General features: G+C 61.2%; 15 protein-coding genes. 9 read left to right on the top strand and 6 right to left on the bottom strand.

Annotated features, from left to right (window positions below; all coding sequences use genetic code 11):
* Positions 1-72: 72 nt before the first annotated feature.
* The 4 genes from Q0V31_RS11190 to Q0V31_RS11175 all read right to left on the bottom strand — a co-directional run bounded on the left by Q0V31_RS11190 (position 73) and on the right by Q0V31_RS11175 (position 6,383).
* Entirely contained in the window at positions 73-3,198 is a 3,126-nt protein-coding gene (locus Q0V31_RS11190; protein WP_298187737.1) for an efflux RND transporter permease subunit, read from the bottom strand.
* Positions 3,195-4,715: an efflux RND transporter periplasmic adaptor subunit gene (locus Q0V31_RS11185; RefSeq protein WP_298187736.1), complete on the bottom strand. Its 1,521-nt coding sequence runs from the start codon at positions 4,713-4,715 to the stop codon at positions 3,195-3,197. The genes Q0V31_RS11190 and Q0V31_RS11185 overlap by 4 nt, the downstream gene beginning before the upstream one ends.
* Complete coding sequence (locus tag Q0V31_RS11180; protein WP_298187735.1) at positions 4,712-5,959, bottom strand: TolC family protein; 1,248 nt, start codon at positions 5,957-5,959, stop codon at positions 4,712-4,714. The genes Q0V31_RS11185 and Q0V31_RS11180 overlap by 4 nt, the downstream gene beginning before the upstream one ends.
* A gap of 94 nt (positions 5,960-6,053) precedes the next feature.
* Complete coding sequence (locus Q0V31_RS11175; RefSeq protein ID WP_298187734.1) at positions 6,054-6,383, bottom strand: hypothetical protein; 330 nt, start codon at positions 6,381-6,383, stop codon at positions 6,054-6,056.
* A gap of 198 nt (positions 6,384-6,581) precedes the next feature.
* Between Q0V31_RS11175 and Q0V31_RS11170 the strand changes: the two genes are divergently transcribed.
* From Q0V31_RS11170 to Q0V31_RS11150, 5 genes are all read left to right on the top strand, one after another.
* A complete protein-coding gene (locus Q0V31_RS11170) occupies positions 6,582-7,238 on the top strand; it encodes a TetR/AcrR family transcriptional regulator (RefSeq protein WP_298187733.1) in 657 nt (218 codons plus the stop codon).
* A gap of 6 nt (positions 7,239-7,244) precedes the next feature.
* Complete coding sequence (locus tag Q0V31_RS11165; protein WP_298187732.1) at positions 7,245-8,327, top strand: efflux RND transporter periplasmic adaptor subunit; 1,083 nt, start codon at positions 7,245-7,247, stop codon at positions 8,325-8,327.
* 1 nt (position 8,328) lies between these two features.
* Entirely contained in the window at positions 8,329-11,478 is a 3,150-nt protein-coding gene (locus Q0V31_RS11160) for an efflux RND transporter permease subunit (RefSeq protein ID WP_298187731.1), read from the top strand.
* Positions 11,479-11,604: 126 nt separating this feature from the next.
* The gene (locus tag Q0V31_RS11155) at positions 11,605-12,345 is read left to right on the top strand and encodes a glutathione S-transferase family protein (protein WP_298187730.1); all 741 of its coding nucleotides are present in this window, start codon (positions 11,605-11,607) and stop codon (positions 12,343-12,345) included.
* Positions 12,346-12,678: 333 nt separating this feature from the next.
* Positions 12,679-15,762, top strand: coding sequence for a transglycosylase domain-containing protein (locus Q0V31_RS11150; RefSeq protein ID WP_298191045.1), 3,084 nt, complete (start codon positions 12,679-12,681; stop codon positions 15,760-15,762).
* Between the two features lie 78 nt (positions 15,763-15,840).
* Here Q0V31_RS11150 and cheR read toward each other — a convergent pair whose 3' ends face one another.
* On the bottom strand, positions 15,841-16,668 hold the full coding sequence (cheR, locus tag Q0V31_RS11145; RefSeq protein WP_298187729.1) for a protein-glutamate O-methyltransferase CheR: 828 nt from the start codon (positions 16,666-16,668) through the stop codon (positions 15,841-15,843).
* A gap of 44 nt (positions 16,669-16,712) precedes the next feature.
* Positions 16,713-17,645 carry a chemotaxis protein CheV gene (locus Q0V31_RS11140; protein ID WP_298187728.1) on the bottom strand — a complete coding sequence of 311 codons (933 nt, stop codon included), beginning with the start codon at positions 17,643-17,645 and terminating at the stop codon, positions 16,713-16,715.
* A 72-nt stretch (positions 17,646-17,717) separates the two neighbouring features.
* Between Q0V31_RS11140 and flgA the strand changes: the two genes are divergently transcribed.
* The 4 genes from flgA (at position 17,718) to Q0V31_RS11120 (ending at position 20,355) form a co-directional block, all read left to right on the top strand.
* The gene (flgA, locus tag Q0V31_RS11135) at positions 17,718-18,476 is read left to right on the top strand and encodes a flagellar basal body P-ring formation chaperone FlgA (protein ID WP_298187727.1); all 759 of its coding nucleotides are present in this window, start codon (positions 17,718-17,720) and stop codon (positions 18,474-18,476) included.
* A gap of 155 nt (positions 18,477-18,631) precedes the next feature.
* Entirely contained in the window at positions 18,632-18,973 is a 342-nt protein-coding gene (flgM, locus tag Q0V31_RS11130; protein ID WP_298187726.1) for a flagellar biosynthesis anti-sigma factor FlgM, read from the top strand.
* An 84-nt stretch (positions 18,974-19,057) separates the two neighbouring features.
* A complete protein-coding gene (locus tag Q0V31_RS11125) occupies positions 19,058-19,525 on the top strand; it encodes a flagella synthesis protein FlgN (protein WP_298187725.1) in 468 nt (155 codons plus the stop codon).
* Between the two features lie 80 nt (positions 19,526-19,605).
* Positions 19,606-20,355 carry a flagellar brake protein gene (locus Q0V31_RS11120; protein ID WP_298187724.1) on the top strand — a complete coding sequence of 250 codons (750 nt, stop codon included), beginning with the start codon at positions 19,606-19,608 and terminating at the stop codon, positions 20,353-20,355.
* Positions 20,356-20,358 lie beyond the last annotated feature (3 nt).

Here is a 20,358-nt window from a genome sequence, read left to right as displayed (position 1 = left end):
GCTGCTTGGCGATAGGCCATAAGAGTCTTGCCAGCGGACGTCCCTGTCACCACGCTGGAAGGATGATTCAGGTCACTGCGGCTTACGCCGGCGCAGCAGCAGATAGGCTGCCGGCAACACAAACAAAGACAGTAATGGCGCGCTGAGCATGCCTCCGACCATCGGTGCGGCAATGCGGCTCATCACCTCGCTGCCAGTGCCGCCACCGAGCAGAATCGGCAGCAGGCCGGCAATGATCACCGCCACGGTCATGGCTTTGGGCCGCACCCGCTGCACCGCCCCTTCGCGAATGGCCGCAAGCAGCGCCGTCTCATCGTCTTGCCCTTTGGCTTGGCGCTCTGCCCAGGCGTTTTTCAGGTAGAGCAGCATGATCACGCCGAACTCCGCTGCCACCCCGGCTAAGGCGATAAAGCCGACGCCGGTGGCCACCGACAGGTGATAGCCGAGCAGGTAGAGAAACCAGATGCCGCCGGTGAGGGCGAACGGCAGCGTGGCCATGATCAACAGCGCCTCGCTGAAGCGGTTGAAGCACAGGTAAAGCAGCACGAAGATGATCATCAGCGTCGCTGGCACCACCAGTTTCAGCCGCGCATTGGCCCGTTGCAGAAACTCGAACTGCCCCGAGTAACTCAGGCTAATGCCCGGTTGCAACTGCACCTCAGCCTCGATGGCGCGGCGCAAGTCGGCGACCACCGAGGCCAGGTCGCGGCCGCGTACATCCACATAGACCCAACCGGAAGGCCGGGCGTTTTCGCTCTTGAGCATCGGCGGGCCGTCGCTGATCTTGATGCGCGCCACCGTACCGAGGGTAATCTGGCTGCCCGCCGGGGTGTAGATCGGCAGCTGCTCCAGCTTGCTCAGAGAGTCGCGCCATTCACGCGGGTAACGCACGCTGATGGGAAAGCGCGCCAGCCCTTCGATGGTCTCGCCGATATTTTCACCACCAATCGCCCCGGCGACTATGGCCTGCACATCAGCGATATTCAGGCCATAGCGCGCCGCCGCTGGCCGATCGATGTCGACGTCGATATAGCGCCCGCCAGTCAAGCGCTCGGCCAGCGCCGAACTGACTCCGGGCACACCTTTGGCGACCTTTTCGATGGCTTGGGTGGCCTGATCAATCTGCGCCAGATTGCTGCCCGCGACCTTGACCCCAATCGGGCTCTTAATGCCGGTGGCGAGCATGTCGATGCGGTTGCGAATTGGCGGAATCCAGATGTTGGTCAGCCCCGGCACTTGCACCACCCGGTCCAGCTCATCCACCAACTGCTCGGCGGTCATGCCGGCGCGCCACTGCTCACGCGGCTTGAACTGAATGGTGGTTTCAAACATCTCCAGCGGTGCCGGGTCGGTGGCAGTTTCCGCGCGCCCGGCTTTGCCAAACACATGGGCGACTTCCGGCACGGTTTTGATCAACCGGTCGGTCTGCTGCAACAACTGCGCGGCTTTCTGCGCCGACAAACCCGGCAGGGCCGAGGGCATATACAGCAGGTCGCCTTCATCCAGCGGCGGCAGAAACTCGCCGCCCAACTGCGACAACGGCCACAGCGTGCTGAGCAGCACCAGCAGTGCAACCGCCAGGGTCGCCTTGGGCCACGCCAATACCGCGTCCAGCACCGGTTGGTAGAGGCGGATCAATCCACGATTAAGTGGGTTGCGCGCCTCATCGGGTATCCGCCCGCGTATCCAGTAGCCCATCAGCACCGGCACCAGGGTCACCGACAATCCTGCGGCGGCGGCCATGGCGTAGGTTTTGGTAAAGGCCAGCGGGCCAAACAACCGGCCTTCTTGGGCCTGCAGGGTGAACACCGGAATAAACGACAGGGTGATGATCAGCAGACAGAAGAACAGCGCCGGGCCGACTTCCACCGCTGCAGCGGTAATCACCCGCCAATGCTGCTCGCCTTTGAGTTCTTCGTCTGGATGCTGCTCGCGCCAGGCTTCGATCTTTTTGTGCGCGTTCTCGATCATCACCACCGCCGCATCGACCATCGCGCCAATCGCAATGGCGATACCGCCGAGGGACATGATGTTGGCGTTAATGCCCTGTTGCTGCATCACCGCGAAGGCGATCAACACGCCGACCGGTAAAGACACAATCGCCACCAGCGAAGAACGCAGGTGCCAGAGAAACGCCGCACAGACCAAGGCGACGACGATGAACTCCTCAATCAGTTTGACGCTGAGGTTCTTCACTGCACGGTCGATCAGCTGGCTGCGGTCATAGGTGGTGACGATCTCCACCCCTTCCGGCAGGCTGCTTTTCAGCGTTTCGAGCTTGGCCTTGACCGCCGCAATGGTGCTGCGCGCGTTCTTGCCGCTGCGCAAAATCACCACGCCACCGACCACCTCGCCCTCGCCATCCAGCTCGGCGATACCACGACGCATCTCCGGCCCTAACTGGATATGCGCGACGTCGCCAAGGGTCAGCGGCACGCCACCGCTATCGAGGCGCAGCGGGATGGCGCGAAAGTCGTTGAGGCTTTGCAGGTAACCGGACGCACGGACCATAAATTCGGTTTCCGCCATCTCCAGCACCGCACCACCGGTTTCCTGATTGGCCTGGCCAATCGCGGCGGTGACCTCGGCCTGGGTGACACCCAAGCTGGCCAACTTGATCGGGTCGAGTTGCACCTGGTACTGCTTGACCATGCCGCCAATGCTGGCCACTTCGGCGACATTGGCCAGGGTTTTCAGCTCGAACTTGAGAAACCAGTCCTGCAGTGCGCGCAGCTGCGCCAGGTCATGTTTGCCGGAGCGATCAACCAAAGCGTACTGGTAGATCCAGCCGACGCCGGTAGCGTCCGGCCCCAGCGACGGTTTGGCAGTGGCCGGCAGGCGACTCTGGATCTGGCTGAGGTATTCCAGCACCCGCGAGCGCGCCCAGTAGAGGTCGGTGTCGTCGTCGAACAACACATAGACGTAGCTGTCACCGAAGAACGAGTAACCGCGTACGGTTTTCGCCCCCGGCACCGAGAGCATGGTGGTGGTCAGCGGATAGGTCACCTGGTTTTCGACAATTTGCGGTGCCTGGCCCGGAAAAGGCGTGCGGATGATCACCTGCACATCGGACAGGTCTGGCAGCGCATCGATCGGCGTGTTTTGTAGCGACCAAATACCCCAGGCCGTGGCGAACAGCGTGGCCAATATCACCAGAAAACGATTAACCACCGACCAGCGAATCAGCGCGGCAATCATGGTTGCACCTGCTGCTGGCCGTCCTGCTGCTTTTGCAGCGGCGCTAGGTGCTCGATGCGCTCAATCAGCAGGCCGTTATCATCGGCGCGCACGCCGACCTTCACTTTATCGCCCACCTTGAAGCCCTCCACCAGCGTCGGGCTGGCAAGCGGAAAGCGCATGCTCATGCCGGGCATGCCTAAGGTTTTGAACGGCCCGTGGCTGAGCATCACCCCCTCCTCGTTGATGCCGTCGATCTGCCCCTCGGCCTCATGCAAGGCTGTCTCCAGCTTCACTTCAGCGGCCGCTTGCCCCAGACCTTGCACCGCAATACCGCGCAGGCTGGCTTCGGAATCGAGCAGGAACTGCCCTGAAGCAACCACCTGTTGGCCCTCCGTCAGCCCCTCCAGCACCTCGGTTTTACCCTCGGCCTCAGCACCCAGGCGCACTTCCACCGGGCGATAGCGCCCTTCGCTTTCAGCCAGCATCACCAGCGCACGGCGACCACTGCGGATCACCGCCTCGCTGGGCACTAATACAACATCGCGCTCGGCGGGGCGGGTAAGCCGCACCTGAGCCGTCAGGCCTGGGCGCAAGCGGCCCTCGGGGTTGGCCAACTCGACCCGCAGCCGTAGGGTGCGGCTATCGAGATTGGCCTGGGGCAGAATTGCCGCAATGCGGCCGCTGAGCACTTCACCGGGGAAGGCCGGCAAACGCGCCTCGACCTGCTGACCCTGGCTCAGCCCTGCGGCCTCGGCTTCCGGCACGGCCACCTCCAGCCAGACCGTACGCAAACCGTTGATGGTGGCCAGGGTTTGCCCTACCGCCAGGGTCATGCCTTCGCGCACCTCAAGTTGCTGCAGCACACCACTGATGGGGCTGGTAACCGTCCATAGCGTCTGCACCTGACCACTGCGCTCGAACTGGCTGATCAACGCGGCAGGCATACCGGCCAGCCGCATGCGCTGACGCGCCGCGCTCAACAGACCGGGATCGCCCGCACTGCGCAATGCCAGATAGTCTTCCTGAGCACTGACCCAAGCTGGCACCAGCAGATCGGCCAGCGGCGCGCCGGCCTCCAGCACATCCTCGGCGGCGCGGGCATACACGCGCTCGACGAAACCGCCACTGCGCGTTTGCACCACGGCAACCTCACGGCTGTTGAACGCCAGGCTGCCGACCACTTCCAGGCTGCTTGCCGCCGCCCCGCGGGTTACCAGAGCCAAACGCATGCCAAGGTTTTGGCTGATGCTCGGGTCAATGCTGACGGCGGCGCTGTCGCCGCCTTCATCGGCATAGCGCGGCACCAGCTGCATGTCCATAAAGGGCGACTTGCCCGGCTTATCGAACTTCTGCTGCGGCACCATCGGGTCGTACCAATACAGCACCTGACCCTTGGCGGCCATCGCCGCTTCAGCGCTAGGACCTGCCTGCAGGGTGCTGGGCATCGAGATATGCGCGATCCCGTAACCACCCGCCGCCGCAACGGCCATCAACAGGCTGGTCAACAGCACGCCTTTTATCGTTGTCACGCTCATTGCTCAGCCCCTTCGTAGGCGAAATACAGTCGGGCACTGGTCAGCGCCCGTTCTTGCTCAACGCTAATCTGCTGCAGGCGCGTCTCGATCAGTTCGCGGCGCGCGGCAATCACACTGGCCAACTCAGCCGCGCCCGAGCGATAGTCGGCCAGGCTCAGTGCGACCTTCTCCTCAGCCAAAGGCAGCAAGCTGTCCTGGCTGCGGCGCAGCGCCCGGTCATAGCGCTGATACTCGGCCAGGTCTGTGGCCAACTGCTGCGCATACTCGCGCTGGGCGTCCGCCCGTTCGGCTTCCAACTGGTTCAACTGGGCTTGCTTAGCGGCAATGCGCGGGTTTTGCCGGGAGGCGGGAAACAGCGGCAAATCAACACTGACTTGCACACTCAACATGTCGCCGAACATGGCGTCGCGCTGTTGGTAGGCCAGCTGCCAGCTCCAGTCTGGAGTTTTCTCAGCCACTGCCTGGTGAATCTCGGCCTGCGCCTCGGCGGCCAGCGGATCAAACAGCACTAGCTCGGGGCGACGCTGCAGGTTCTCCTGGTAGTGCTCGGCGTTTACCGGCCAATGCGGCAGTTTTCCAGTCAGCGACTCGTCACCTCGTGGCCCGACCCAGCGGCGCAAAGCCGCACGTTGCTGGGTGCGCTGCTGCTGCAGCACGTCTTCCTGCTCGGCCAGCAACGCGGCCTCTTGGCGCGGCCCGATACTGTCGGCAGCCGGCCCGCGACCGCTGCTGATGCGGGCGCGTACGGCGTTAGCCAGCAAGGTGTTTTCAGCATAAAGGTCTGGGAATAACGCCAGCTTCTGCTCCACACCGAGCGCCTCAATCCAGGCCAGCGCGGTTTCCCGGCGCACCTTGAGGTGCTCCACACGCTGCGTCTGGGTAGCACGCTTGACTCCAGCTTCGGCTACCCCCACCTGAGCTCGGCGCTTGGCGCGACTGGGCACCTCTTGCATGACACCGAGCATTTTCATGGTCATGGGTTCAGCGTTGAGGCGACCACGATTGGCGCCCTCAATGGGCACGTTTTGCAGCCCCAACAGCAATTGGGGGTCGGGCAACTCGCCGGCGGGTATCGTCAAGCGTTGCGCCGCGTCAACCTGTGCAGCTTGCGCGGTCAGTGAAGGGGCTTCGCGCTCGGCCAGGCGCAGAGCCTCATTAAGAGTCAGGGCAGCAACCGGCAGGCTGCACAAAGCAGTCGCCAGAGCCCCGAGCAGCCACAACGGGCTGGAGGAAAACGTGAGCATAGTGGGGATTCCTGTCGCAATTGCACCCGATAAAGGGCACTCAACAGCTGCTCTGCAGCCTTAGCCGCACAGTAGCGTTCATACAGAGCAGGAATCAGGCGCGGGGAGGACGCCAGGGAGCGGCCTGTGGCCGCGAAGGAAATACCGCCTGGGTTAGCCACAACGGGCCACGTTCAAGCGCCAGTACTTTGAGCTTAAGCCGTTGGATATCCAGCAACGGCAAGCTGGCCGTGGAGCACTTGAGCATGTTTGGGCAGGCCTGACTACCGGCCGCCATGGCGGCATCGGCGCAGCACTCCATTTGCACTTGGCTGGCGTGGTCCATCAAGCAAATTTCGCCGGCCTGGAGCATGCCCGCCAGGCTCTGCAAAGGCAGAATCAGCGACAGCAACAACACCAGATAGGCACGGCGAAAGGTATTCATAGCCGGCAGTTTATTCCTGCGCAGCGCGCAGAACAATTACCAAAAGCCTGCCTGCTCGCATCAAGACCCAAGACGCTTAGCGAGAAAAATACTCGTGCACCAACGCCGCCCATCAGCACAGCCCGTTACAACTCAGGGCTTGCTGATCGTGACCACCAGTCATAGCATGACCATTGGTCACAAAGCCTAAGGCCCTCCATGCGCTACCAAGATCGGCAGTTCGAACAACGCGAAAGCGCCCTCCTTGAGGCCGCGCGCCAGCTGTTTGCCGAGCAACATTGGGACCGCGTGACCATTGCCGAGGTGGCGATAGCCGCCGGTATCGGCAAAGGCACGGTGTACAAGCACTTCCCTAGCAAAGAGGCGCTGTATGCACGCCTGGTGCTCGACCTCAGCCGCCAACAATTGCAGGAGTTGCGCAGCCTGTTTGCCGCCAGCCCGGCACCTGAGGCCATGCGCCGCGTCATCCGCCGGGCGTTCGAGCTGATGTTGGCCGATCCGATCCAGGCGCAATTGTGTTTGCACTGCGACCGCCCGGAATTCCAGGCGCGCTTGGAAAGCCCATACCGCCAACAGTTTCTCGATATCGAGCAGCACTACCAGCAGTTCTTTGCCGACCTGCTCAGCGCCACCTTTAACCGCCAGACGCTGAGCCAGGCCGATTGCCAACAACTACTCTGGGGCGTGGAGGCCTGCTTCAACGGGGTGATGGCGCGCATCGCCTCGGGGGGCTTCGCCCACTGGGCCGACCCCATTGCCCTGGATGACTATTTCACCTGCGTCACCGATTTCATCATTGCCGGCCTGCGTACCCAAGCAGCCGAACTGCTTGCTCAACCCATCAGCCACGAGTAGCCGCTCATGTTCAGTCAGCTGTCCAAACGCCCTTGGTTGATCGCTGTAGCCATCACCCTGCTGCTCCTGCTGTGGTTGCTCAGCGGCTCGTTGTTCAAGGCCCAGAAAACCGCCAGCGCTGACGTTCCGGCGCAAGAGCCGGGTCTGGCCAAGGTCGAAGTGCAGTGGCTGGAGGCCAGCCCAATGCAGCGCCAGCATGTGGTGCAAGGCCAGGTGGAGGCCTGGCGCCGGGTCGAATTACGTTCACAGGTCAGCGGCACGGTGACTCGCCTGGACCAAGACAAGGGTAGCCCGGTCAAGCAAGGCCAGCGGCTGCTTACCTTGTCCGCCGACAATCGCCCGGCTCAAGTGGCCAAGGGCGAAGCCGATGTGCGCCAGCGCGCGGCCGATGCCAAAGCGGCAACCCGCCTGCGTGAGCGCAACCTGGTGTCCGCCAACGAACTGATCCGCCTGCAGAGTGAGCTGGCCAAGGCGCGCGCAGAACTCGACCTGGCGCGCATTCAACTGGCCAATACGCAGATCACCGCGCCCTTTGCCGGCACCTATGACCAGCGCATGGTTGAGCTGGGCGATTTTGTCCAGCCGGGGCAAAGCCTGCTGACCCTGGTTGATATCAGCCAGCTCAAGGTCAGCGCGCAAATCGCCCAGCAGGAAGTGACCCAGCTAACGCTCGGCCAGGCGGTGCGAGTGGAGATGCTCGATGGCCGTGAATTAACCGGCGAACTGCACTTTATCGCCGCCGCCGCCGACCCTGGTTCGCGCAGCTTCCGCATCGAGGTCAAGGTCGATAACCCCAAGGCGCTGCGCCTGGCCGGTGCCAGTGCGACCCTGCATATTCACACCGGTGAAACCCTCGCCCAGCGTATTTCCCCAGCGTTGTTGAGCCTCGATCAAGCCGGCCGGCATGGCGTCAAATGGGTTAACGAGCAACAACAGGTGGTGTTCACCCCGGTGCAGCTGATCAGCGTCGACAATCAGGGTGCCTGGGTCAGCGGCTTGCCGCACAAGGTCGCGCTGATCACCCTCGGCCAGGGCTTTGTCGAGCCAGGCCAGCAGGTAATCAGCCAACCGGCCAAAGGGGGGAGCTGAGATGCACAACCTGATCGCTGCGGCACTTGATCGCAGCCGCACCAGCCTGCTGTTGCTGATGTTTCTGATGTTCGGTGGCCTGGCCGCCTATGTGGCGATTCCCAAGGAAGCCAACCCGGATGTCAGCATCCCGATCATCTATGTATTGGTCACGCTTGAGGGCATCAGCCCGGAAGACGCCGAGCGCCTGTTGGTGCGCCCGCTGGAGCAGGAGTTGCGCAGCCTCGAAGGGATCAAGGAAATGCGCTCCACAGCCAACGAAGGCCTAGCCTCGGTAACCCTGGAGTTCGATGCTGGCTTCAATGCCAAGCAAGCGTTGGCCGATGTACGTGAGAAGGTCGATACCGCGCGCAGCAAACTGCCGGAGGAAGCCGAAGAACCGACGGTTAACGAAGTCAACGTGGCGCTGTTCCCGGTGCTGTCGATTGGTCTGTCCGGGCCAATTGCCGAAACCGAGCTGGTGTATATCGCCCGCCGCCTGAAGGAAAACGTCGAAGGCATTGCCGAAGTGCTCTCGGTGGAAATTGGCGGTGACCGCGAAGACCTGCTGGAAATCGTCGTCGACCCACAAGTACTCGACAGCTACGGCATCGACTACAACGAGCTGTTCACCCTGATCAGCCGCAACAACCGCCTGGTCGCCGCCGGCAGCCTGGACACCGGCGCGGGGCGCATGAGTTTGAAGGTGCCCGGGGTGATTGAAGACCTCGAAGACGTGCTGAGCATGCCCATCAAGGTGGTGGGTAACAGCGTGGTGACCTTCGGCGATGTCGCCACCATCCACCGCACCTTCAAGGACCCCACCGGCTTTGCCCGGATCAACGGTCAACCGGCGGTGGTGCTGGAGGTTTCCAAGCGCAGCGGGGCCAACATCATTGCCACCACCGAGCAGGTCAAGGCGCTGCTGCTCGAAGCCCAGCCGCTGCTGCCCGAGGGCCTCAAAGTCAGCTACATCATGGATCAGTCGCTGCAGGTCAAGAGCCTGCTCGGCGACCTGCTCAACAACGTTATGACCGCCATCGTGCTGGTGTTGATTCTGGTGGTGGCGAGCATGGGCATGCGCTCGGCATTGCTGGTTGGCCTAACGATTCCCGGCGCCTTTCTCACCGGCATCCTGCTGATCTGGGCGCTCGGCTTCACCCTTAATATCATCGTATTGTTCAGCCTGATTCTGGTCGCCGGGATGCTGGTGGACGGCGCCATTGTGGTCTCCGAACTGGCCGACCGTTACCTACACCAGGGACAAACCCCACGCCAGGCCTGGGCCAACGCGTCAACACGGATGGCCTGGCCGGTAATCGCTTCCACCGCCACCACCCTGGCGGTGTTTTTGCCGTTGCTGTTCTGGCCCGGTGTGGTTGGCCAGTTTATGAAATACCTGCCGGCCACGGTGATCGTCTGCCTGCTCGCCTCGCTGGCCATGGCCTTGGTGTTCCTGCCGGTACTCGGCGCAGTCACCGGCGGCCAACCGCTGGCCAAACCGACTCAGCCGGGGCGTGGCGCAGTGGCTTATCGCCGGCTACTGGGAGCCTTGCTAAAACGCCCGGGCCTGACCTTGCTGGGCATCCTGGCGCTGGTTGCCTTGATCTACACCGCGTACGGCCGCTTCAACCATGGTGTGGATTTCTTTCCTGAAGTCGAACCGGAAAGCGCCCAGATCTGGCTGCGCGCACGCGGCGACCTGTCAGTAGAGGAAAAAGACGCCCTGCTTCAGCGCGTAGAAAAACGCCTGCTCGGCATGAGCGAAGTGAAAGCCCTGTATGCCCGCTCGCTGGCGCAGCCGGGCGGGCAACTGGGGGCAGATGTCATCGGCACCCTGCAGTTCCAGTTCACCGAATGGCATGAGCGACGCCCGGCCAGCAGCATCCTTGAGGACATGCGCGCACGTACAGCGGACATCCCCGGCATAGTCCTGGAATTTCGCAAGCAGGAGGACGGCCCCAGCAGCGGCAAGCCGCTCAAGCTGCAAATCAGCGCCCATGACGCTCAGCAAGCCGACCGCTATGTCGACGAATTACGCACGACCATGCAGCGCATTGGCGGTTTCAAAGATATTGAGGATGATCGCGCGCTGCCGGGCATCGAGTGGCGCATCAAGGTCGACCGCGAAGCTGCCGCACGCTTCGGCGCGGACGTACTGAGCGTGGGCAATGCCGTGCAGATGGTCACCAACGGCCTCAAGCTGGCCACCTATCGCCCGGAAGACGCCACCGATGAAGTAGACATCCGCGTGCGTCTGCCCGCCAACTGGCGCTCCCTCGACCAGCTTGGTCGCCTGACGCTGAACACAGCGGCCGGGCAGATCCCGCTGAGCAACTTCGTTGCGCTTGAGCAAGCGCCCAAAGTCGGCACCCTGCGCCGAGTCGACGGCAACCGCACCATCACCCTGCAAGCGGACCTGGCCGCAGGCGCACAACTGGCGGAACGCCAGAGCGCGCTGGAACAAGCCATGGGCACGCCGCCCGCAGATGTGCAGCTGAAGGTAGCTGGCGAAGGCGCGGACCAAGAGCAGGCGGCCAACTTCCTCAGCTCCGCTTTTATGGTGGCGATTTTCCTGATGTTTATCATCCTGGTGACCCAGTTCAACAGCATCTATCAATCGCTGTTGGTGCTCTCGGCCATCGTCCTGTCGACCGCTGGCGTATTGATGGGCTTGCTGGTCAATGCTCAGTCGTTCGGCATCGTTATGGTCGGCATGGGTTTGATTGCCCTGGCCGGGATTGTGGTGAACAACAACATCATCCTGATCGACACCTATAACCAGCTGCGTCGCCAAGGCCTGGAGCCGCGCGCTGCGGCGCTGGAAACCGGCTGCCTGCGCCTGCGCCCGGTGCTGCTAACCGCGGTGACCACGGTGCTGGGGCTGATCCCAATGGTGATTGGGGTCAGCGTCGATTTGCTGACCCCAAGCCTGGGCCTTGGCGCGCCGTCAACGCAGTGGTGGACGCAGCTGTCCAGCGCCATCGCCGGCGGCCTGAGCTTCGCCACGGTACTCACGCTACTGCTGACGCCCTGCTTGCTGGTGCTCGGCTCGCGCTTCGAGCGACGCCCGCCACCACTGGAAACCTTCGAAGATGACCTGCTCGACTTGCCAGAGCATTTGCTGGCCAGCGCCCCCGGCAATAAAGCCCAGCTGCAACAGACGCTTTAAGTGAATACGCCCCACGCCAGCATTGGCCTGGGGCGCTGCTTACCGGCAAAACCAGAGCAGCGCCGCGCGACTGGGTAGTCAAGCCCGCAGCCCGTACACTCGCGGCATCATTGCCGAGGACTCCGCATGCGCACGCTTTATCAGTTTCCGATCTCCCATTACTGCGAAAAGACCCGCTGGCACCTCGACCACAAGGGCCTCGACTTTCAGGTCGACAACCTCTTCCCAGGCCTGCATCGGCTGAAGAGTAAGCGCCTGGCCGGCATCGTCACCCTGCCAATCCTGCGAGATGGCGACAGCGTGATCGGCGACTCCACGCAGATCGCCCTGTACCTGGAACAGCATTACCCTGATAGACCACTGCTGCCGGCCGATGCCGCGCAGCGCGCCGAAGTGCTGGAACTGGAAGAGCAGTTCGACCGCCTCGGCGTGCACGTGCGCCGCTGGCTGTATGGCCAGATTAAGCAGTGGGATTCGGTGATGCACGCCATGCTCAAGGTCTACCGCCCCATGCTGGGCCTGCGCGACCTGATGAAGCCGGTGCTGATCAATGGTGTACAGAAACTCTATGGCGTGACCCCACAGCGGGTGGACAAATCCCAGACCGCATTGCTTGAGGGCTTGGCGCTGATCGAATCGCGCATCCACGGTGATCCATCGCGCTACCTGGTCGGTGATCAATTGACCCTGGCCGATATTAGCGCCGCCGCACTCTTCGCCCCGCTATTCACCCCGCCGGGTACCCCCTGGGAAGGGGTCGCCGGCTATGACGGCAAAACCCAAACCTTTCTCGATGAACTGCACGCCCACCCGGGCGGCCAGTGGGTACTGCGCCGCTATGCCGAAGACCGTCAGCGCCGCAGCTAAACAACCTTGGCCTGGCTGTTGAGCAGCCAGGGCTCTCCTGCGAAGCCTGTTTTGTCAGCCGCTTGTACCAGCTACCTGCTATAAGCGCTCAGCCCCTGGGTAATCCTGCGCCAATAGCAGGCAGTCGCTATTGGCGCGGCTCAGCCTGTCGGCACCCTCACCCACCAATTCAACAAAAATATCTTATGCGCGCCAAGCACTTCCCTGCCTGCCGCGCACGCCAACGGCTAAACTGCAGACAGTGGCCCGCTGCGAGGAACTCAGCGCGCAAGCCCGCTGATGTTATTCAGCAACCTGTCAAACCTCTGGATGAGTACATCAGGCCAAATGAATATGGGCGCACCACAGCAACTAAAAACCACCACCCGGCCAGCCGACGAGCAGCCCAGCCCACGCAGACACAGACGTACGCTGAAAATTATCTTCTGGCTGCTGCTTGTGGCGTTGTGCATCGCCGCCGGCCTGCTGCTTGTCGAGGAAGTACGCACCTCGCGGTTTCAGGCCCAGGAGATCAGTCGCTACGCGCAAACCCTCAGCTATCAGGTCAAGCCGGGGCCTAGCCCGGCAATCATCTACCCCAAGGAAGGCCCCTTCGATAAGCGCCAGGGCTACACCTACCTGCCGCTGATGCTGGAGCGTCTTGGCCAACGCAACTTTGTCGTGCAACAGCAGGCGCAGTTCTCCCCGGCACTGCTCGACTATGCCCAGCGCGGGCTGTTTGTGCCCTACCCGGAGAAAATTCAAAGTGGCCTGCTGATCAATGACTGCAGCGGCACACCGTTCTACCAATTCCGCTATCCGCAGCAGCGCTACCCAAGCTTCAGCGCCATCCCCGCGCTAGTTACCAATAGCCTGCTGTTTATCGAAAACCGCAAACTGCTCGACCCCGAACAGCCCCTGGCCAACCCGGCAGTGGATTGGCCGCGCTTTGTTATGGCTGCGGTGTCCCAGGTCGGCAAGCTGCTGGACATGCAGGATCAATCGGCGGGCGGCAGTACCCTGGCCACCCAGCTGGAGAAATATCGCCACTCCCCGGACGGCCTGACACTCTCGGCGACGGAAAAACTGCGGCAGATGCTTTCCGCCAGCGTGCGCGCTTACCAGGGCGGCCCACAAACGCTAGCGGCGCGGGAAAATATCGTCCGCGATTACCTCAACAGCGTGCCGCTCTCGGCTGCCCCAGGTCACGGCGAGGTGCACGGCCTGGCTGACGGTCTGCGTATCTGGTTCGGCGCTGACTTTGCCCGCGTCAACCTGCTGCTCGACCCTGCACGTTCACCTGAGGCCAGCCTGGCCGAGCGTGGCCTGGCCTTGCGTCAGGTCCTGGCCTTGATGATTGCGCAGCGGCGCCCGTCTTATTACCTGGCGCAGGGCCGCCATGACCTGGGTGCCCTAACCGACAGCCATATTCGCCTGCTGGCAGGCGGCGGCTTGATCGACTCGGCGCTGCGCGATGCCGCCCTGCAGCAGCCACTCACGTACCGCGACTGGGTGCTGGAACCCAACCTAAGACCGGTGGACGGCAACAAGGGCATCAGCGTCGTACGTTCACGTCTTTCGGCCATGCTTAACATGCCGTTTTATGACCTGGACCGCCTTGACCTGACGGCCACCAGCACCCTCAACAACCCGCTCCAACAAGCCGTCAGCCACTACCTGCAGCAATTGGCTGACCCGGTGTTTGCCGGGGAAATCGGCCTGTTCGGCGAGCGCCTACTCTCGCCGGAAAAAACCGCCGATGTGCGTTACAGCTTTACCCTACTTGAACGCACCAACAACGGTAGCCTGGTGCGAGTCCAGACCGACAATACCGATCAACCATTCGACATCAACGAAGGCAGCAAGCTCGAGTTGGGCTCTACCGCCAAACTCAGGGTGCTGGCCACCTACCTGGAAATCATCGCCGAACTGCACCAGCGCCATGCGGGACAAAGCGCCAGTGAGCTGCGTGCAGTCAACGCCGAGGACAACCTGACCCGCTGGGCCATCAGCTACCTGCAAAGCACCACCAACACCAGCCTGCCAGCCATGCTCGATGCGGCGTTAGAACGTAAATACTCGGCCAGCCCAGGCGAGCGCTTCTTCACCGGCGGCGGTATTCACACCTTTAGCAACTTCCGCCGCGAGGATAACCAGCGCATCGCCAGCCTGCGCGAAGCCCTGCGCGAGTCGCTCAACCTGCCGTTTATCCGCCTGATGCGTGATCTGGTGCGCTACACCACCTACCAGGGGGCGAATAACAGCGCCGAACTGCTCAAAGACGACAAGGATCCACGCCGCCAAGCCTATCTGCATGACTTCGCCGACCGTGAGGGCAAAACCTTTCTGCTGCGCTTCTGGCGTAAGTATCAGGGGCAGCCCGAGCAACTGCGCCTGGAGACCTTCCTCAGCGGCCTGCGGCACACCTCGGTAAGGCTCGCGGCCGTGCATCGCTACCTCACGCCGCAAGCCGACGAGGCCACCTTCGCCGCTTTCCTAAGCAGCAACCTGCCCCAGGAAAAGCTCAGTGAGAAGCGCATCAGCGAGCTGTACAAGCGTTACGGCCCGGGGGCTTATAGCCTGCCAGACCAGGGCTATATCGCCCGCGTTCACCCGCTTGAATTATGGCTACTGGGCTACCTGATCGAGCAACCGCAGGCCAGCTTCAACGATGCCGTGGCGGCCAGTCGCGAGCAGCGCCAGGAGGTCTATGGCTGGCTGTTCCGCAGCCGGCACAAAAGCGCCCGCGACAGCCGCATCCGCATCATGCTGGAGGTCGAAGCCTTCCTCGACATTCATCGGCGCTGGCAAAACCTCGGCTACCCCTTTGCCCACTTGGTGCCATCACTGGCTACCGCCATCGGCAGCTCCGGCGACCGTCCAGCGGCGCTGGCCGAACTGGTCGGAATTATCCAGAACGACGGTATTCGCCAGTCCACCGCGCGCATCGACAGCCTGCATTTCGCCGCCGACACGCCTTTCGACACGTTAGTGACGCGCGACCACACCAACGGCAAGCGGGTCATGGCCTCGGAAGTCGCCGCGGCATTGCGCAGCGCGCTCGCCGATGTGGTCGAAGCCGGCACTGCACGCCGCCTGCTCGGCAGCTTTACCCAGACCGATGGCCTGCCCCTCAAGGTCGGTGGCAAAACGGGAACCGGCGATAACCGTATCGAAACCGTCGCTTCAGGCGGGCGCGTACTCAGCTCGCGGGCGATCAACCGTACGGCTACCTTTGTGTTCTATCTGGGCCCACGCCACTACGGCACCCTCACCGCTTTTGTCCCTGGCCGCGCGGCGGAAAACTTTCGTTTCACCTCCGCTCTGCCGGTGCAGGTTCTCAAAGGCATGGCGCCGATACTGCTGCCTTACCTTGAGCCGAGCACCTACAGTCAATGCCTGCCGCGCATACCCGCAGCCAAGGCCAGCAGCCTGTAAAAACACCACGATGGACAACACTCGCGCCAAAAAAACGGGAGGCCACTGGCCTCCCGTTTTTCCGAACCCTGCTGGCGACTATTTCGCCTGGTAAATGATTCCAGGACTGCACTGCACCATTTGATAGTGGCTAGGCAGGCCATTAAGGGCTTCAGAAGCCCCGAGAAACAGGTAACCACCTGGCTTCAACATGGCATGAATGCGGGTGAGAATGTCCTTCTTTACCTCGGCCGAAAAGTAGATCAGTACGTTACGGCAGAACACCACATCGAACTTGCCCAGGCTGGCGTAACTGTCCAGCAGGTTCAGCGCGCGAAACTCAACACGACTGCGAATGGCCGGTTTGACCACCCAGCGGCCCGGCCCTTTAGGCTCGAAATACCGCTGCAACCGCTCCTGGGAAAGGCCACGGCCCATCGCCAGGCTGTCGTACTCGCCAGATTTACAGTTGACCAACATCGTCGGCGAAAGGTCGGTGGCAACGATCTGCACCCCACCCTTGAGCTGACCGATATTGCTCTTCTCGAACTCATCGATGGTCATCGACAGCGAGTAGGGTTCCTGACCGGAAGAGCAGGCCGCCGACCAGATGCGCAGGCGCTGACCAGGGCTGGCCTTGATCATCTCCGGGAGCACGCGCTTCTTCAGCACTTCGAAAGGATAGGTATCGCGAAACCATAGGGTTTCGTTAGTGGTCATGGCATCAACCACCTGCTCACGCAAACCGCTGCGCGGCTGGGTTTGCATGCGCTGCACCAGCTCCCCCAGGGTCTTGATGCTGTTCTGTTCCATCAGCTTGTTGAGCCGGCTGGAAACCAGATACTGTTTATTCGTGCCCAGCAGAATGCCGCAGGCTTTTTCCAGGAACGTCCGGAACTGCTCGAAATCCAAATTACCTGTAGACACTCGCGAGGCCTCGACAAACATATGTTTAACGGAGGGCCAGGCCCTCAGTCCCCTGCCGCAATATTGATGCGGTCAGCTACCCGTGCTGCCAGGTCATCCGGGCGAAACTTAGCGAGAAAATCATCCGCGCCGACCTTCTTCACCATGGCCTGATTGAACACGCCAGACAGTGAAGTATGCAGGATGATGTGCAGCTTTTGCATGCGCGGATCGGCACGGATTTCCGCAGTTAGCGTATAGCCATCCATTTCCGGCATTTCGATGTCGGAAATCAGCATGAGAAATTCCTCCTCAGGCTTGCGGCCTTCTTCAACCATGGCCTTCAGGTATTCCAACGCCTGGCGGCCGTCATTCAGCGCCACCACCTCGACGCCGACGGTTTCCAGGCAACGGGTAACCTGCTTGCGCGCCACCGATGAGTCGTCGCAGGTCAGCACGCGCTTGGTCACCGCACGCGCCTGCGTCTGGGCATCCAAGACACCTTCAGAGATGACCTCTGATGTCGGTGCTACTTCAGCCAGAACCTTCTCGACATCAATGATTTCAACCATCTTGCCGTCCAGCTGGGTAACCGCCGTCAGGTAGTGATCACGCCCGGTGCCTTTGGGTGGTGGATGAATCGACTCCCAGTTCATGTTGACGATGCGCTCAACCGAGTGCACCAGAAAGCCCTGAACCTTGGTGTTGTATTCAGTGATGATGACAAAACTGTTGTGGATGTTGGCCAGCGGCGCACTGCCGGTGGCCATGGCCAAATCAAGAATCGGGATAGTACCGCCACGGATACTGGCCACACCGCGAACGATCGGGCTGGATCTCGGCATGATGGTGAGCTTCGGGCACTGCAACACCTCTTTCACCTTGAATACGTTGATCCCATACAACTGATTGCCATTCAAACGGAACAACAGCAATTCCAAACGATTCTGCCCAACCAACTGAGTTCGCTGGTTAACCGAATCCATCACACCGGCCATACCCAAACTCCTCTTTGAGTAACAAATTGCTGTCAGCGTAGCAGGCGGCACGCGCCTTGCTAACCAACCCATATGAACATTGAAACGACAACTAACCGACGCCCATTGCCACTGCGCCGCTACTGGCTGGCAGTTGTACCCGCTTTACTGGCGCTCTGCCATAGCACCCTGGCAACGGCAGACGCCACGCGGCCTGAACAGCTTATCGGCGCCGGCGAAGTGTTTCTTGAGCAAGCGGTGAGCGATTATTTAAAACGCAGCAATATCGCTGGCCGCCATGAGATTGAAATCAATCGGCTTGACCCACGCCTGCGCCTACCGCTGTGCGGACAGCCATTGACCACCACCCTGGAAAGCCCCGCCGAACCAATTGGCCGCGTGACGCTGCGCGTACGCTGTGATGGCGATGCGCCATGGACGGTGTTCGTCCCCGGCCAAGTTCGCCTATACCGCGAGGTGGTGATCGTGAGTCGCCCGCTCAAACGCAACAACCTGGTGACGGACATGGATATCGTGCTGGCCGAACGGGATGTCGGGTTGCTGAATCAGGGTTACCTCACAGCGCTTCAGCAGGCTATCGGCAAAAAATTGACACGCCCTCTGCTGCCGGACCAGGTGCTGGCCCCCAGCCATGTGCAAATAGCCGAAGCCATACGCAAGGGCGAGCAGGTGGTTATCAGCGCCCGCAGCGGCGGAATCAGCGTGCGCATGCCCGGCGAAGCCTTGTCAGATGGCACGGTTGGCCGGCAGATCAGCGTGCGCAACCAACGCTCCAATCGCGTGATCAGAGCCCGCGTAGTAGGCCCTGGACAAGTTGAAGTGGCGATGTAGGCACGTGTGTTGTTTTGGCTTTGTGCACTCAGTGAGCTGACGATTACCCGCACTGTGTTTAGACTGTTACCTGACGCACAGTTTTTTGCCCTAAAGTTTTTCTAGGCCATGCCGACAACCAGGCAAGCGTCCAATACTGTTCGAGGTTTTGCATCATGGTCATTGATATCAACCGGCTCAACAATGCCGCAACGCCAGCCAACTCGGGGCGAGCAGGCAGCGCACAGGCAAATGGTCAGAGCGATGCCATCGGCCACAAACAGCCTGGCAACGTTCCCAGCGCCGAACAAGCTAAACAAGCCGACAAGAGCGGCGAATCGGTACAACTGAGCCGCGAGGCCCAACAACTGCAGAAAGCCAGCGAAAAGCTGCGCGATCAGCCGGCGGTCAATAAAGAACGCGTCGCCCAACTGAAGCAGGCAATTGCAGACGGCAGCTACCAAGTCGATAGCCAGCGCGTCGCCAGCAAACTGCTTAATTTCGAATCCCAGCGCTAGCCTCCGGGCTGCGTCGGGGTATTGGTCGCCCAATAGACACTTCATGCCACGCCCTGAAGCATCTATTACCCTGAAGAGCCCGCTATGCAAGACACCAGCCTGCTTCAACTGTTCACCAGCGATATCGGCACCGCCGAGCAATTGCTTGAATTGATCGACAGCGAATTCCAAGCCCTCAGTGATCGCGACCTCCCGCGCCTGCAGAGCATCCTGACTGACAAGCTGCCGTTGCTGACCCTGCTCGACCAGCACGGCAAGGAACGCAGCCAGCTGCTCGCCAGCCTCAACCTCAGCGCTGACCGCACAGGCCTGCAGGCACTTGCAGCCCAATCCAGCCAAGGCGAACTGTTACTTGAGCGCGGCGATCAACTCAGCGCCCTACTCGAGCGCTGCCAGACGGCTAACCTGCGTAACGGCAGACTGATTCGTTCCAGCCAGGCCTCGGCCAACAGCATGCTCGGCATTCTTCGCGGCAACGAAACCCCCAACCTCTATGACAGTCGCGGCAGTGCCGCTAGAATCGCTCAGCAGCGCCCGCTCAGCCAGGCCTGACACTTAAAAAGGCACACCGAGCACACTGCCATATAGCCAGTATGCTCGTGCCATCGCATTTGCCCGGAGAGTTACGGACCGTGTCCAGCCCCTTTAGCCAGGAAGATGGCCCGCAACCACCTAAGGTGCTCAAGGCACCGGTTGAAATAGTTGCCAATCTACGCCAACTGCAACAAGCCAATGACCCGCTGACCATCACCTTCCACGAACGCAATCAACGCTTCCAGAGCTATGTGGTCGAGGTTGATCGCGATAAAAACCTGTTGATTCTCGATGAGTTGATACCCAGCGACGGTGAACGCTATCTAGTCAATGGTGAAGCGTTCAACGTCGAAGCGTTCCACGATGGTGTCCGCGTGGCCTGGCAATGCGAACAGAACGTACGCATTACTGAGCATCAAGGTGCGCGCTGCTATTTCAGTCCGATGCCGCCTGAAATGACCTACCACCAACGCCGCGGGGCTTTTCGTGCCCCACTGAGACAGAGCGAATCACTCAAGATAGAGCTGGCTGGCGATAAGCTGCGTACCGCTCTGCCTGGAGAGTTAGTGGATATATCGGCAACCGGCTGCAAACTGCGCTTCCCCGGCAGCCTTGGCAGCAGCCTGCAAGCCGGCCAGGTTTATGAGCGCTTTACCGCCCGATTTCCTTTCGGTGCCATGACCACCCCGCTTGAGGTGCGCCATGTAGTGTATGACGAGAAAGTGGACAGCACCTTTATTGGCGCGCGCTTTCATCGCATTGGCGGCCAGGAGCAGCGCTTGGTCGAGCGCTTTGTCTACCAACTGCAACGTGAAGCGCGCCGCTTCGAAAGCGACGGATTGTTCTAACGC

Source organism: uncultured Pseudomonas sp. (genome assembly GCF_943846705.1).
Lineage (GTDB): Bacteria > Pseudomonadota > Gammaproteobacteria > Pseudomonadales > Pseudomonadaceae > Aquipseudomonas.
The sequence above is the reverse complement of the archived record's forward strand: the minus strand, read 5'-3'. Positions and strand labels throughout refer to the sequence as shown.